This is a genomic window from Gardnerella lacydonensis (genome assembly GCF_048545055.1).
GTDB lineage: Bacteria > Actinomycetota > Actinomycetes > Actinomycetales > Bifidobacteriaceae > Bifidobacterium > Bifidobacterium vaginale_C.
Map to the genome: position 1 here is coordinate 162,825 of NZ_JBKQXT010000003.1, position 16,078 is coordinate 178,902.

The 16,078-nt window shown below is 42.2% G+C and carries 10 protein-coding genes and 1 tRNA gene; 7 read left to right on the forward strand and 4 right to left on the reverse strand.

Annotated elements, in window-relative coordinates; all coding sequences use genetic code 11:
• Positions 1-53: 53 nt before the first annotated feature.
• Positions 54-1,151: a DUF998 domain-containing protein gene (locus tag ACJV45_RS04530; protein ID WP_353582657.1), complete on the reverse strand. Its 1,098-nt coding sequence runs from the start codon at positions 1,149-1,151 to the stop codon at positions 54-56.
• 134 nt (positions 1,152-1,285) lie between these two features.
• Here ACJV45_RS04530 and ACJV45_RS04535 point away from each other — a divergent pair.
• From ACJV45_RS04535 to aroA, 5 genes are all read left to right on the forward strand, one after another.
• Positions 1,286-1,359 (forward strand) — tRNA-Pro (locus ACJV45_RS04535).
• Between the two features lie 348 nt (positions 1,360-1,707).
• Positions 1,708-2,310, forward strand: coding sequence for an ECF transporter S component (locus ACJV45_RS04540; protein WP_004124961.1), 603 nt, complete (start codon positions 1,708-1,710; stop codon positions 2,308-2,310).
• 199 nt (positions 2,311-2,509) lie between these two features.
• Positions 2,510-4,087 carry an ABC transporter ATP-binding protein gene (locus tag ACJV45_RS04545; protein WP_029600548.1) on the forward strand — a complete coding sequence of 526 codons (1,578 nt, stop codon included), beginning with the start codon at positions 2,510-2,512 and terminating at the stop codon, positions 4,085-4,087.
• A gap of 2 nt (positions 4,088-4,089) precedes the next feature.
• On the forward strand, positions 4,090-4,983 hold the full coding sequence (locus ACJV45_RS04550; RefSeq protein ID WP_353582659.1) for an energy-coupling factor transporter transmembrane component T family protein: 894 nt from the start codon (positions 4,090-4,092) through the stop codon (positions 4,981-4,983).
• A gap of 62 nt (positions 4,984-5,045) precedes the next feature.
• A complete protein-coding gene (aroA, locus tag ACJV45_RS04555) occupies positions 5,046-6,419 on the forward strand; it encodes a 3-phosphoshikimate 1-carboxyvinyltransferase (RefSeq protein WP_419397744.1) in 1,374 nt (457 codons plus the stop codon).
• A gap of 106 nt (positions 6,420-6,525) precedes the next feature.
• Here aroA and ACJV45_RS04560 read toward each other — a convergent pair whose 3' ends face one another.
• From ACJV45_RS04560 to ACJV45_RS04570, 3 genes are all read right to left on the reverse strand, one after another.
• Positions 6,526-7,755, reverse strand: a complete 1,230-nt coding sequence (locus ACJV45_RS04560; RefSeq protein ID WP_004124973.1) for an acetate/propionate family kinase — start codon at positions 7,753-7,755, stop codon at positions 6,526-6,528.
• 139 nt (positions 7,756-7,894) lie between these two features.
• Positions 7,895-9,553: a phosphate acetyltransferase gene (gene pta, locus ACJV45_RS04565; protein ID WP_415684012.1), complete on the reverse strand. Its 1,659-nt coding sequence runs from the start codon at positions 9,551-9,553 to the stop codon at positions 7,895-7,897.
• A gap of 270 nt (positions 9,554-9,823) precedes the next feature.
• The gene (locus ACJV45_RS04570) at positions 9,824-12,301 is read right to left on the reverse strand and encodes a phosphoketolase (protein ID WP_004124987.1); all 2,478 of its coding nucleotides are present in this window, start codon (positions 12,299-12,301) and stop codon (positions 9,824-9,826) included.
• A gap of 415 nt (positions 12,302-12,716) precedes the next feature.
• Here ACJV45_RS04570 and guaA point away from each other — a divergent pair, with 415 nt between their 5' ends.
• Positions 12,717-14,279, forward strand: coding sequence for a glutamine-hydrolyzing GMP synthase (guaA, locus tag ACJV45_RS04575; RefSeq protein WP_415703261.1), 1,563 nt, complete (start codon positions 12,717-12,719; stop codon positions 14,277-14,279).
• A 96-nt stretch (positions 14,280-14,375) separates the two neighbouring features.
• Positions 14,376-16,058, forward strand: coding sequence for an alpha-amylase (locus ACJV45_RS04580; RefSeq protein ID WP_419397780.1), 1,683 nt, complete (start codon positions 14,376-14,378; stop codon positions 16,056-16,058).
• Positions 16,059-16,078 lie beyond the last annotated feature (20 nt).

Genomic DNA, 16,078 nt, shown 5'->3' on the forward strand with positions numbered 1-16,078 from the left:
AATTGAGGCTTAGATTCTAAAAACTAGATTCTAAGCCTCAACTTTTTTATTGATTAATCTATATCACATTGAATATTGTTTTTAGAATGTTCATTTATTTTAATTTGTAAACGGTCGCTTTGCATTGCTGCGACTTGTCTTGAAAATACTATTATCCATCCTAAAAAGAGTAAACAAGATAATGCTTCTACATTAGTTAAGGTGTTATGACCCTGCACCCATTGATTTCCAACCCATGCGGTAAGGACTACTGCTAAATCTGAAGCTACGTAGAATGTTTTAGAAAGTCTAGGAGCAAGCCAAGGAAGGCAAATAAGCATAGTGCAAATAAGACCAGTAACACCTCTTGCGCATAAATCATGTATAACTGGGTGAGGAGTGTATCTAAATGTTCCTATACCAATAAATGCAATTCCTCCCAAAATTAGTAATGCAGCCATAATGGTGGTTCTAGTTTTAAAGTGTTTCGTAACATTAGAGTCTTTATGTTGCAAAATTTCTTTCTGAGTGGCAACGAACTCTGTTATAGCAAAGTAGCTTGTAATAATAATGCATATTCCAGCTAAAATCAGCGTAGCATTAAACATGCTTGCAGCAAATGTTGTTTTATCTCCTAGTTGAGAAAAGTTATTGTTGTACCAATACGGGTCGTCGGATGTCAATCCGGCTGTTGCTGCACCAGAAATCACAAATAGCGGTAGCAGTGATGCAACGGTTTTCGCCTCTAAGAGTTCCGCTTGAACCAGAGTTGCGTATCCAACAATTCCACTTAAAGCACAACAAAGTACAGGAAGATAACTGTTTACTGCGCTTCTTCCAATAATGCTATTGATTATAGAAAGCAGAGCAAAAGACATAAGAAGCATTGTTGCGCCATAAATCGTAGATAATGCGATTATTTCAAAAGCATGTTTTGCAATTTGCAGACAATTCTTTTTAAGTATTTCTTTGTGCGTTCTTAAATATCCGACTACAAAAGTACACATGCTGCAAATAGCCACTATTCCAGACGCTACTGTAAATAATCGTTGCGTAACTTGCCAAATCGCTGGCATAGTTTTCATGTATACAGACATTACGATTATGCTGAATATTGCACAAGCTAAAAAAGCTATTAATCCAGCCGCCTCTGCACGTTGAAAACGCCCCATGCTAACCTCTAAAATCTGTCGCCTATTTTCATTGCTGGTTATATTCTATCGCGCGTGTTGCAAATTTGCGTTTGTCTCCGATGTGCGCTATTGTAGTTGATTGTGCTTGGAGCTGGTAGTTAGCTTGGAAGCCTCGGGGTGTAGCGCAGTTTGGTAGCGCGCCTGCTTTGGGAGCAGGATGTCGCAGGTTCGAATCCTGTCACCCCGACTTTTTTGTATGTGCTTGTATTTGCTTGTTTTTGTGCAATTTTTAATCAAACTGTGTACGTAGTTGTGTACTCATATAAATGTGTTTATACAAAATTGCGTATTTGCATTTTCAACACTTACTATACAAAAAAGTACTCTATGTGTATTCTTGTAAAGGTGAGTTTTTGATGCATTATTTGCGTTGGATTCTTACATCGTGATTATAAATATTTGACTCGGGAGCCGTTTCTGGCTGAGAGGAAGCGAAAGCTTCGACCGATTGAACGTGTGCTAAGTAATGTTAGCAACGGATGTCGCTCTTTCCCCGTGCCCAAATCTTTCAATATTGAAGAAAGGCACTTATATTATGACTAATGTTTCAATGGAACATTCTAATCGCTGGCGTATTCTTGATATCGTCATAGCTGCTATTATCGCTGTTGCATCTGGCGTATTATTCTGGGCTTGGGATATTGTGTGCGCAGCTCCTACTAATCTTTTTGCAAGCCTGTTGCCTGGTGCTGAAGGTTTATCTAATGGTTTTTGGCTTTTTGCTGGACCTTTAGCTGCAATAATCGTGCGTAAGCCTGGTGCTGCATTGTTTGCTGAAACTCTTGCTGCTTTTGTGGAACTTATGTTAGGAAATCAATGGGGTGTTGGCGGATCGTTAATCGTCGGCATTATTCAAGGTGTTGGCGCTGAACTTGCATTCATTTTCTTTATGTACAAAACATGGAATTTGCTTTCCACTGCAATATCTGGATCGTTAGCAGGCGTAGCTTGCTTTATTTATAATTGGGTTAGCGGCGGTCAAGGCTGGAATACTCAGTATATTGTTGCAAATCTAATTACTTCTATTATTTCTGGTTTTATTGTTGCAGGCGTTGTAGTGTGGTTTGTTCAAAAGGCATTAGCTGCAACGGGCGTGCTTGATCGTTTTGAATCAGGCCGTCCTCAAGCATTAGTGTGAGTTATATCTAAATACTCATTGCAGCTTGTAAACTATCGTGTTTAATGCGCAAAATGCAAAAACACGGTAGTTTACTCGTATGATGTTTATATTTCGTACTTGTTCTATGTTTTATATTTTTTGAAATTGTGTTATGCAATTTTTATATTTTTAGATTTTTATATTTTTAGATTTTGCTATGCAATGAAAGTTTGTTTGTATGCAATTTGTTGATAAAAATGAATGGACTCCAGCGAGCGTAGTTGCTAAAGACTGGGGTTGGAGACACGCCACGCGCAAAGATTTTGTGTTAAGGAATGTAAATATTGATATTAAGCCTGGCGAGCATGTGTTGCTTTTAGGTGCTTCTGGCGCTGGGAAAAGTACGTTTATGGCTGGTTTAGCAGGTGTTTTAGGTGATGAAACAGAAGGCATGGAAGAAGGTAGCCTTCTAATCGGTGGCGTTCATGCTAGAGATGCTCGCGGAAAAGTTGGACTTGTTATGCAAGATCCTGATTCTCAAATCATTCTTGAAAGAGTAGGAGACGATGTAGCTTTTGGAAGTGAGAATCTTGGAGTTAATAGCGAAGAGACTTGGAATCGCGTAAAGCTTTCGCTAAAAGCTGTTGGATTAGACAATATTACTCAAGGAAGTCAGGGTCTTAGACGCTCAACACAATCTTTATCTGGAGGCCAAAGGCAACGTCTTGCTTTAGCAGGAGTGCTTGCAATGCATCCTGGATTGCTGCTTTTAGATGAGCCTACAGCCAATCTAGATCCTGAAGGTGTTCAGCAAGTGCATGATGCTGTAGCAAATATTCTTAAAAAAACAGGTTCTACAATGATTGTAGTTGAACATCATATTGATGTGTGGCTGGATTTGATTGATAGAGTTATTGTTATTGGAAAAAACGAAAATAATAATGATGCAAATGTAGGATGCGTTATTGCAGACGGTAAGCCTGAGGATGTTTTTGAAAAATATGGCGATATGCTTGCAAAAGGTGGTGCTTGGGTTCCAGGAAGAACAGTTAAATCTTTTGCTCCTAAACATTGCGATGGCGAAATCAATGGCGAAATCAAAGATACGGAAGAATCTGTTGCGCTCTATACTAATGATTGCTCTTTTGGAAGAACTCTGCCACTAGCGGAACATGTTAATGTAGCTTTTCGTTTTGGCGAAGTAACGGCTTTAATGGGGCCTAATGGTGCTGGTAAAACCACGCTAGCGTTAACGCTTGCAGGATTATTAAAACCAATTGCTGGCAGTGTGTGCATGATGGAAAAGTATGTTCCAAAACGACGTAAAAATAATCTTTTTACTTGGAAAAGTCAAGAATTGCTAGGGCGAGTTGGCATGGTGTTTCAGGAGCCAGAACATCAATTTATAACATCGTCTGTAAGAGACGAAGTTGCTGTAGGTCCTAAAAAGCAAGGAAAAAGCGAAAAGGAATCTTACGATATTGCCGATAGCATGCTTGAACGTATGGATTTAAAGCGTTTTGCTCTTGCTAATCCTTATACATTATCTGGAGGAGAAAAACGTAGACTTTCTGTAGCTACGCTTTTAGCTGCCGCTCCGCGTGTTGTTATTATGGATGAGCCTACTTTTGGGCAAGATTTTAAAACTTGGACAGCAATGGTAAAACTTATTGCGCAAATACGTGATAGTGGCTCAGCGGTGATTGTGGTTACTCACGATGATGAGCTTGTAAAGTCTTTAGATGCCAGAGTAATAAGAGTTGAGTACGAAAAAATCGTAGAGTCCGCTCATAACTATAGCGAAGGGAATGAGTAGAAGTGAATAAAACTAGTAGTGCAGAAGAATCGTCTAGTATTCAAGTTAAAGATTTTGAAAGTTTATTAAAAGTTTCGCATATTGATGTAACAGCGTCTTCTAAACGTTTAGAAAGTGAACGACTAGTTTCGCCTTCTTGGTTTATTCGTAAGCTCAATCCAATAAGTCGTTTTATTGGAGCATTATTACTTTGCTTGCCTATGTTTGTAACATTAGATATTGTTTCTGCTTCTATTGCATTCGGTTTAGATATACTGTTATTTGCAATTGCTGGAGTAACTCCTTGGTATGTTTTACGCCATACTTGGCCAGTTTGGATTGCTGCTTCGGGTAGCTTTATATCGGTGCTTTTATATGGCCAAAGTTCTGGAGATGATATATTTAAGTTTGGTTGGATGCATATAAGTCAAGGATCATTGTATTTGGCAATTTGTACCTTTGTTCGTGTTGCATCTGTAGCAGTTCCAGGCGTTATATTAGCCATTGGATTAGATCCAACTGATTTAGCAGATGGATTAGTGCAGATTTTGCATTTTTCTCCACGATTTGTGTACGGAGCATTAGCTGGATTGAGAATGTTTAGTCTATTACAAAATGATTGGCGTGCTTTTGGTTTAGCTCGAAGGTCTCGTGGTATATCGGATGGTAAAGCGTTGCAGCGCATGCTTTCGCAATCTTTTGGTTTGCTCGTGTTATCTATTCGAAGAGGCACGAAACTTGCTACAGCTATGGAAGCTAGGGCTTTTGGCAGTAGTATTAAACGCGTTCCGGCACGAAAATCGAAGTTAACAGCATACGATTGGATATTTTATGTAATTTGCATTGCTGTTCCTACTATTGCTTTATATGCTTCAATACAAACAGGATATTGGCATAATGCGTTTATTCATATGTAAAGCATTGTGAAAATTACAATGCGTACATATTCTTAGATAATATTCATAGTATGTGTGAAGTTATGAATTCAGATTCTCAAGAACATTTGGATCTTTGGAAGGCTCCATTTGTTAAGGATAACATAGACGCTTTAGTGGAAATTCCTGGAAGTAAGTCTTTATCTAATAGATATTTGATTTTAGCTGCTCTTGGAAGTAAACCTGTTGTTTTAAAGGGGCTTTTGCATTCTAGAGATACAGAACTTATGATGTCTGCTCTTAAGATTTTTGGCGTGCGATTTGAGGAAATGGAATCATATACATCTGTGCTTGTTATTCCACCTCATGGCAATATTTTTGACATTGCTGATGGATCTGTTGTTAATTGCGGCTTAGCTGGTACGGTAATGCGTTTTGTAACAGCTTTGTCTTTATTTGCAAATAAACCTATGCGATTTGATGGAGATAAGCAAGCTTATGCGCGTCCTATGAAACCAGTTCTTGACGGGTTAGAGCAGCTTGGAGCTCATGTGAAATATCACGGAGAAGTTGGTTTCTTGCCATTTAGTATTATTCCACCTAAAAATTTTGGAAGTTATGAGATAAATGACCAGCAAACCACTCATCAAAATCATGTGGTTCGTATTGACTCATCTTCGTCATCTCAATTTATATCTGCTCTGCTCTTGATTGCATCGCGTATTCCAGGAGGACTATGCATTGAGCATATTGGAAGTAAACTGCCTAGTATGCCTCATATTCGTATGACAATGGAAGATATTCGCAAAGCTGGCGGAGCGGTAGATATGCCAGAAAGCGGAGTATGGCATGTTAAAGAGCATGATTTGACTTTGCCAGATGAAGTTGTTGTAGAACCAGATCTTTCTAATGCAGCGCCTTTTATTGGAGCCGCGTTGATTGCTGGAGGATGCGTTAAAATACCTAATTGGCCATTTGAAACTACTCAGCCTGGGGGATTGTTGCCTAGAATTCTTGAACAAATGGGGGCAGAAGTTTTTCTTGAGCATGAAAGCTTAAATTCTGGCGTTCTGTGTGTTAAGTCAAATGGGAGTATAAAAGCTATTAGTAACTTGGATTTAAGCGCAGCTGGAGAGATTACGCCTAGTATTGCGGCAATGTTGGCGTTTGCAGATGGTGTAAGCGAGTTGCATGGTATTGCGCATTTAAGAGGCCACGAGACAAATCGTTTGGATGCAATAGTTACGGAACTAAAACGCGTCGGTATAGGAGCAGAAGAGCTAGACGATGGAATTCGTATTATTCCTAGCAGAAATATGCATGGGGAAGTGATGGAAACTTATGCTGATCATCGTATGGCAACTTTTGCGTCAATGTTAGGGCTTCGTATACCTAATATAACCGTAAAAAATATTGCAACAACGCGTAAAACAATTCCTGATTTTCCGGGTATGTGGTGCAAAATGATTTCTAAATAATTGCGATTTAATATAGCAAGTCCCGAATATAAAAGTCCCGACTAGATGAATCTAATCGGGACTTAATTATAGCCAAATAATAAGCTAATAAATATTAATAAAATATTTAGCGCTCAAACTTGTTGCCGTAAGAATCAACTCCAGCTTCTGCGATTTGTGCAGACTTTCGAGCGATTGCCAACTCTTCGTTGGTTGGGATTACAGCAATAATCACAGAGCTATCTGGAGTGGAAATAACGCGTGGCTCCTTAGAGCGAACCAAGTTCTTCTCTTTATCGAGCTTAACGCCGAATGGAGCAAGCTTTTCGCACACAAGAGCGCGAACAATCTCGTCGTTTTCGCCAACGCCAGCGGTGAATGTGATTACGTCCACGCCGCCCATTTGAGCTGTGTAGTTGCCAATGTAGCCAACAATGCGGTGAACGTACACGCCGAGAGCAAGCTTAGCGTCTTCGTCGCCTTCTTCAATGAGCTTGTGAATATCGCGCAAATCGCCGTGGCCAGTCATGCCCATCATGCCAGAACGCTTGTTGAAGAGCGTATCAAGCTCGTCCACGTTCATGTGCGCATTGCGAATAAGGTGGAATACCACTGCTGGATCAATATCGCCAGTGCGGCCGCCCATCATTAAGCCTTCGAGTGGGGTTAAGCCCATAGAAGTTTCAACTGGCTTACCAGAAATCTGAGCGGAAGCAGAAGCACCGTTACCAATGTGCAAAACAATCTGCTTTAAGCCTTCTGCAGGCTTTCCAACAACGCTTGGAACTACAGAGCCAATGTATTCGTGAGAAGTGCCGTGAGCGCCATAGCGACGAATGTGGTATTGCTTTGCAATATCTTTGTTCAAAGCATAAGTTGCAGCAACCTGTGGCAAATCGTGGAAGAACGAAGAGTCAAACACCATAATTTGTGGAACATCTGGCAAAAGTTCAGTCATAACTTCAGCGCCAACAGCCTCAGGGCCGTTGTGAAGTGGAGCCAAAACAGCCAAATCCTTCACCTTATTAATGGTCTTTTTGTTTACTAATGCAGGCTTAGGGAATGTTAAGCCACCCTGAACAACGCGGTGTCCAACAGCTACGATTCCAGACTTGGAAAGATTTGGACCATATTCTTCGAAGAATCCAAGTACGCGCTTTAAGCCTTGCTCGTGATCGTGCACTGGCTCGTCAAACTCATGCTTTTCGCCATTGAATACGTGCTTGTAGTGTCCGTCAACTGGTTCGCCAATTTTTTCTACGATACCAGACGCAATACCTTCGCCGCTTTCCAGATCGACGAGCTGGTACTTAATAGAACTAGAACCAGAATTGATAACAAGAACGGTTTTTGCCATGAGGGCATCCTCCATAAAGTGTTGATAAGGCTAGTAAATTGCCACGTTTAAGTGTACAGGTAAGTTCCTACAATGAGTGGGTTTTATTAGTCAGAATATCTGCAGGAACTTACCTATTTATTAAATTTGTTATTTATTGTTAGAATTGCGCTTCCAATGCTGTAAGAGCAACAGTGTTGATAATATCTTGAACCAATGCTCCTCTAGACAAGTCATTAACAGGCTTATTCAATCCTTGTAGGATTGGTCCAACAGCTAAAGCGCCGCTAGAACGCTGAACAGCCTTATATCCAATGTTTCCAGCGCATAAATCTGGGAACACAAACACATTTACGTGACCTGCTACATCATTGCCTTTAGCCTTTGATGCCGCAACAGTAGGAGACCATGCAGCGTCAAATTGAATAGATCCAACAACTTTCAAATCTGGGTCTTTTTCTTTTACCAGCCTTGTAGCTTCCTCAACTAAATCAACATCTGCGCCTTTGCCAGATCCGAGCGTTGAATAAGATAGCATTCCAACTTTAGGATCTAATCCGAAAGCTTTAGCGGTTTGTGCAGATTGAAGAGCAATATCAGCCAATTGTTCAGCGTCTGGGTTCAGATTAATAGCACAATCAGCAAATACTGCTACATGATCTTTAAAGCACATAATGAATGCGCCAGAAACAAGCTTAGATCCAGGCTTAGTTTTAATAACTTGAAGAGCAGGGCGTACGGTATTTGCCGTTGAATTAACAGAGCCAGAAACAAGTCCGTCTGCTAATCCAAGTACCACTAGCATTGTGCCAAAGTAGCTTGCGTCTTTAAGTTGTTCGCGAGCTTGCTCTTCGGTCATGCCTTTCTTTGCGCGCAATTCGCAAAGCTTGCTAATCATTTTTCTGAGTACTACTTCGTCTTGCATAGATTGGAAGCTTGCTTTGCTAAGAGACTTTAATCCAAGTTCTTGTCCTCTTGCAAGAATAGATTCGCGTTCTCCAACAATAATAAGATTTACAATGTCTCGCTCTAACAAGTAGTCAGCTGCTTTTAGAATGCGGTCTTCTTCGCCTTCTGGAAGCACTATTGTTTTCTTATTTTCTTTAGCTTTTCCAAGTAAGCTGTATTGGAAGGCATATGGGGTAGTAGGCGCATTAAAAGGTTGTTTCAAAGCGTTGATGATTTTTTCATCTGCAACATAATCGTTGAATTTATCTGATTCTGATTCGCTTATAGAAGGCAAAGTCCAAAGTGGAGTGCCATTATTGTTTTGAGCGTAGTTTTCTTTTACTTCTTTTGCTAAGTCTTCTTTGCAATCAGTTACAAATATGCCGAATACTTTTGTGTATTCTTTGCTGACGCTTGCGCATTGTGCTTCGATTGTTTGCAAGATTTGCTTGCTATCTCTGCCTTCTGCGCAAATGCTTAGGAACACTGGAGAAGCTAAGTCGGCTGCCACACTTGCATCAAATCGGAATAAATCTGGATCAAATACAGAAGTGGAATCGCTTGCTACAATAACGCATCCTTGAGCGTTCGTTACGCTAATCAGCTCGTTGAAGTGAGCTACAATATCTCCTCTTAGTGTGTCTTTGTTTTTACGAACTGCGCATGGGCATGCTGCGATTACTTGTTCTAGAGTAGCTTTTGTATTGCTTGATGCTATTAATTCGCTTGTAAACGCGTCATCATGTTTTGCGGATGGCCTAAAAACAGTTGTTGGATAATGACTTGAAAGAGCTTTTGTAACTCCTAGTGCTACGACATTGCGACTTTGTGCGCAATCTGCGCTGATAATAGTTACGTTAACTAACGACACGACTTTTCTCCTTTGATGCGTCTGCGTTTATTTTATTTTGCGTTGCATTTTTATTTTGTTTCGCATTTTCGTTTTTGCTATTCTTCGTATTTCAACGTTGAAAAATTTGCATATCAAACGAAGAATCCTCTAGTTATTTTAGAGCTATTTGTGGGACAACAAGCTGATTTTTTAATTTTTTGCGTATTTTTTATTAATTTTTTAGGGAGCCAACCTTTCGATTGACTCCCTAAAAATCAGCTAAGCAATTTTAGCATTGATAGCTTAAAACTACTCGTTATCGCCAGCGGTTGCAGCGGTAGCGGTGACAGCGCCTGGCTTGTCGGTCTTAACGCCTGGCCATACCCAATCGGTGTAGTCTGGGTGATCAAGACCCTTGTCGACTGCATACTGGAAGGCTTCGAGGCGGAAGTCCTCGAGCTTCTTGATTTCGTCGGCATACTTAGCTGCGTCAACCATGCGCAATGCTTCAGCGGTAAGCTCGTAACGATCCATGTCGTTCACGCGAACCATATCGTATGGCGTGGTGGTGGAGCCCTGCTCCTTGTAGCCATGAACGTTGAAGTTGTCGTGGTTTGGACGATCGTAAATCAAGCCGCGAATGTCATGTGCGTAGGAGTGATAAGCGAAGAGGACTGGCTTGTCAGCAGTGAAGAGATCAGTGAACTCTTCGTCAGTCAAAGCTTCGTTGTTTTCCTTAGCGGACTGCAACTTGAGCAAGTCAACAACGTTAACAACCTTGAACTTAACGCCAAGCTTGTTCAACTTGTCGGCAGCGGCCATCAATTCCTGCTGTGGAACATCGCCAACACCAGCGAGAACAACCTGAACTTCGTCATTGTTCTTAGCGTTGGAAGCCCACTTCCACTCAGCAGCACCCTTCTCGAGCTCTTCACGGGCTTCGTCGAGAGTCAACCAAGTAGCAGCTGGCTGCTTACCAGCGAAGATAGCGTTAATCATGTTGGTGGACTTGTAAGCCTTTTCAGCAACAGCAAGCAACATGTTGGAATCTACTGGGAAGTAGATGCCGATTACGTGATCGTTGTTGAAGGTCTTGTTCAAGAGCACGGAGGTTACGCCTGGATCCTGGTGCGAGAAGCCGTTGTGATCCTGACGCCATACGTGAGAGGATACCAACAAGTTCACAGAGGAGATTGGCTTACGCCATGGGATCTCGCGAACGGTAGCCTCAAGCCACTTTGCGTGCTGGTTCAACATGGAGTCAATAACGTGTACGAAGGACTCGTAAGAGCTCCAGATGCCGTGACGACCAGTGAGCAAGTAACCCTCGAGGAAGCCTTCCATCTGGTGCTCGGAAAGCTGCTCGGTGACCTGACCGGTAACAGCCATATGCTCATCAACTAAGCCAGAAAGGTAGCCAGCATCCCACTGCTTGTTGGTTACCTCGTAAGCAGCCTGCAAACGGTTGGAAGCAGTCTCATCTGGTCCGAAGATACGGAAGGAATCTGGGTTGTTCTTGATGATGTCACGAGTGTAGACACCAAGACGACGGGTAGCTTCGAGCTGGCCCCAGCCGTGACCGAATTCCTTAACTTCCTTAACTTCGTAATCCTCAAGCTTTGGAAGCTTCAAATCTTCACGAATACGACCGCCGTTAGCGTTTGGATTTTCACCAATACGGAGTTCGCCCTTTGGCATGAAGGAAAGAACGTCTTCCTTAACAGCACCCTTTTCATCGAAGAGCTCTTCAGGCTTGTAGGACTTCATCCAGTTCTTCAAAACCTCGAAGTGAGCTTCGGTATCGCGAGCAGATGCCAGTGGCACCTGGTGTGCACGCCAAGAACCTTCGGTCTTCTTGCCATCGATGAACTTCGGGCAGGTCCAACCCTTTGGAGTGCGGAAGATAATCATTGGATAGTAAGGACGAGTTACATCGTTAGTCTGAGCTTCAGCCTTAATATCGCAAATCTCATCGAAGATGGTTTCGAACATATCAGCGAAGCGACGGTGGATGGACATATGATCCTCATCGTCGAAGCCAGCAACGAACTCGTATGGTTCGTAACCCATGCCGTGGAAGAACTCATGAAGCTCTTCGTCAGAAATACGGGAAAGAATAGTTGGGTTAGCAATCTTATAACCGTTCAAGTGCAAGATTGGAAGCACGATACCATCGGTACGTGGGTTCACAAGCTTGTTGGACTGCCAACCGGTGGCCAAAGGACCAGTTTCAGCTTCGCCATCGCCGACGATTGCTGGAACAAACAAGCTTGGGTTGTTCATTACAGCGCCGTAAGCGTGGGAGAGAGCGTAACCAAGCTCGCCACCTTCGTGGATGGAACCTGGGGTTTCAGGAGCGAAGTGGGAAGGAATACCGCCTGGGTAAGAGAACTGACGGAAGAACTTCTGTAAGCCAGCTTCGTCCTTAGTAATCTTTGGATAATATTCGGTGTATGTGCCGTCGAGGTAGGACTGAGCAGTACCAGCTGGTCCGCCGTGACCTGGACCCATGATGATTACAGTATTCTGCTGGTGATCAGCGATAAAGCGGTTGATGTGTCCAATAAGGAAGTTAAGGCCTGGAGTAGTGCCCCAGTGACCTACCAGACGATGCTTAACATCTTCGCGAGTAAATGGCTCCTTCATTAGAGGGTTGCTGCGAAGATAAATCTGACCGATTGCGAGATAGTTTGCTACGCGCCAATACTTGTCTACGCCTTCGATGGCCGCCTCAGAAACTGGAGCATTTAGCTTCTTCCAAGGGGTGCCAATAACAGGACTCGTCATGTGTACTCCTGTACTCAAGCACTTTTCAGTGCAATTTTAATCATTACCATTTGGTTATAGAGGCTGAAAAACGAATGTATTAGCCTCTTTTTCCATCGTTCTCAGTATAGTAACAGCTTTTGACTTTTGTGCGTTTGATTACTCACTACGTGCGATTTTGTTGAAAAAATGTGTTAAAGTGTTCGCAAAAATCTTCTTAAAATTATCATTTATGTTATGTTTTATGTTCACTTTATTGCTATATAAAGCTTGATTGGTTTTAAAACTAGATAAGTCACGGCGTTTCTAAGCACTACAACGTCGCAAAGCGCCATTAGTATAAATTAAATCAGTCTTAAATATCACCTTTAAAATATTTGCAAAAAATAAAGTGATAAATAAGGAATATATAAGAAGCGTGTAAATAAGGAGAATCATGGCAAAAGGTCCGGTACTTGTAGTTGACTTCGGTGCCCAATATGCCCAGCTAATCGCTAGAAGAGTGAGGGAAGCAAACGTTTATTCGGAGCTTGTTCCACACTCTATGCCAGTAGAAGAGATGCTGGCAAAAGATCCAAAAGCCATAATTCTCTCTGGCGGACCTGCCTCCGTTTATGAGCCAGGAGCGCCAAAAATTGACACAAAGATTTTTGAAGCAGGCGTTCCAGTGCTTGGAATTTGCTACGGATTCCAAGTTATGGCTCACGAGCTTGGTGGAGTTGTAGACAAAGCAGCATTGGGTGAGTATGGAAAAACGCATGCAACTATTGATGAAGCAGAAGGATTGCTTGCTAATTCTCCGTTAGATCAAAATACTTGGATGAGCCACGGAGTGGCAGTTAAGAGTGCGCCAGAAGGATTTGAGGTGCTTGCTCACACTCAAGGCGCTCCTGTTGCAGCTATGCAAGACAAAAGTCGCAAGCTTTACGGAGTGCAATGGCATCCAGAAGTCAAGCATACGCCTTTAGGTCAAAAGCTTATTTCTACATTTTTGCACGAATGCGCAGGTTTGGAAAATGATTGGAATCCTTCGAATATTATAGAAGATCAAGTTGCAAAGATTCGCGCCGAAGTTGGAGATGCACAAGTTATCTGTGGGCTTTCTGGAGGAGTCGATTCCGCTGTTGCAGCAGCCTTAGTGCATAAAGCAATTGGAGATCAGCTTACTTGCGTTTTCGTAGATCATGGTCTTCTTCGTAAAGGTGAAGTTGAGCAAGTTAAGCATGATTTCGTTGAGGCAACTGGAATAAAGCTTATTGCAGTAGATGCAGAAGATGACTTTTTAGATGCGCTTAAAGGCGTAAGTGAGCCAGAGCGCAAGCGCAAGATTATCGGAGAAAAGTTTATTCGCACATTTGAAAAAGCGCAGCGCCAAGTTATTGAAGAAGCTGGTAAAACTGGAGCAGAAGTTAAATTCCTCGTACAGGGCACGCTTTACCCAGATGTTGTTGAATCTGGTGGCGGAGACGGTGCTGCAAACATTAAGTCGCATCACAATGTTGGTGGCTTGCCAAAGGACTTAAAGTTTAAGCTTATTGAACCTTTGCGTACTCTGTTTAAGGATGAGGTTCGCGCAATTGGTACGGAGCTTGGGCTTCCAGATGCTATTGTTTGGCGCCAGCCGTTCCCTGGTCCAGGCTTGGGTATTCGTATTGTTGGCGAGATTACTCGAGAGCGTTTAGCTGTGCTTCGAGAAGCAGATGCTATTGCGCGCGAAGAGCTTTCGGCAGCTGGATTAGATCGCGATATTTGGCAATGCCCAGTAGTGCTTTTGGCAGATGTTCACTCTGTTGGAGTTCAGGGAGACGAGCGCACGTATGGTTCGCCAATTGTACTTCGCCCAGTAAGCTCGGAGGACGCTATGACTGCTGATTGGTCGCGAGTTCCTTACGATGTGTTGGCAAAGATTTCTACTCGAATCACAAACGAATGCCGTCAGATTAATCGTGTTGTGCTTGACGTAACCTCTAAGCCGCCTGCCACGATTGAGTGGGAATAGATGGTTCTAATATAGTGAGGTAGAATCTGGCTCTAAAAAGAATAAAGTAAGAGTAAGAACAAAGCAAAGCCGCGATTCTTGCAGAAAGGAACAATGATGATCCACAGCATAAAGATATTTACGAGCTTCAATAAAAAGATGTTTGTAAAGCTAAAGTTTGTGTTGGCAAGAGTTGCGGCTATAACATCTTGTGTTGCTACGATTTTGGCGGGAGCAGTAGTCGTAAGCGGCCCAGCGATTGCATATGCTGGCGCAAAATCATCTCAAAAAACTATACAAAAAGGCGTAATAGTCACAGCGTTCCAACAAAATTGGAAAAGTATAGCTAAGGAATGCAAAAAGACGTACGGTCCAGAAGGCGTAAAGTACGTGCAGGTTTCGCCTCCGCAAGATCACATTAAAGGTGACCAATGGTGGACAAGCTATCAACCTGTAAGCTATAAGCTAAATTCAAAACTTGGCACCGAAGACGAGTTTAAAAAGATGATTACAACGTGCAAAGCTTCGGGTGTTGGAATTATTGCAGATGCGGTAATAAACCACACAACTGGTTTTGCAAACAAAGACACTGTTGGCGTTGGTGGAAGCAAGTATGATGCTGCAAATCAATCGTTCCCAGATGCAGGATATACAAAAGACGATTTTCATAAGTCAACAGAAAATATCAACACGTATCGAAAAGCAGAAATCGTTTGGACACATCGACTTGTTGGACTGTTAGATTTGGACACTTCTAATCCTCATGTGCAAAAAACTTTGGGAGAATACTTTGCGCATATGTTAAAGTTTGGAGTGGCTGGGTTTAGAGTTGATGCAGCAAAACACATGTCTCCGCAAGATGTAAAGGCTATAAAAGCTGCGGCTGCGGATGCTGCTGGAACAACGCCAGATAAGATTTGGTGGATGCAAGAAACAATAGGGTTTTCTGAGCAAGACCCTAGAATTCAGCCGGACCAATATTTGCAAACTGGTGAAGTGAACGAATTTGAGTATTCTTATAGGCTTAGAAACTATTTTTATGGGTCTATTGAGAATCTTAAACATATAACAGATAAGTTGATTCCAAGCAAAAAGGCTGCGATTTTCGTTACAAATTGGGATACTGAGCGAGACAATGCAAGCAGAGTTTTGACGTATAAAGATGGCAAAAAATACGAGCTTGCAAACGCGTTTATGCTGGCGTATCCGTATGGAACTCCAAATGTGTTTTCGGGATATGAGTTTACAAAACGAGATGAGGGAGCGCCTGGAGCTACGCAAACTTCGATTCCTGATGTGAGTTGTGCAAAGGATTCCAAGTGGCAATGCACGCAAAGGCTAACTTCAATTCGCGGCATGATTGGGTTCTACAACGCTGTTAGAGGCACTAAGGTTACTAATTGGCAAGATGATGACGATAATAACGTTGCGTTTAGCCGAGGAAACAAGGGTTTTCTTGCGATTAACAACACGGAAAATCCGCAAAAAGTGAGTTATAAAACCGACTTGCCTGACGGTGAATATTGCAATGTTTATGAGTCTAAAGATTGCACTAAAACTGTGAGCGTTAGTGGCGGAAAAGTAAAGACCACTGTTGATGCGGAATCTGCTGTTGCTCTTCATGTTAATGCTGTAAAAAGTCTTGGAAATGCTAGAGCTAGAAACGTTACAATATTTATTTGCGTGTTTGTTGCGGGAATTTGTACGTTTGTTGTTAATAGAAGATTTGTTGAAAAATCGAAGAAGCTTACCAAAGGCAATAGTGATGGTGCTAAAACAGGTGAGACTAAAGGTAAGTGATTTATTGGATTAGTCTTTGG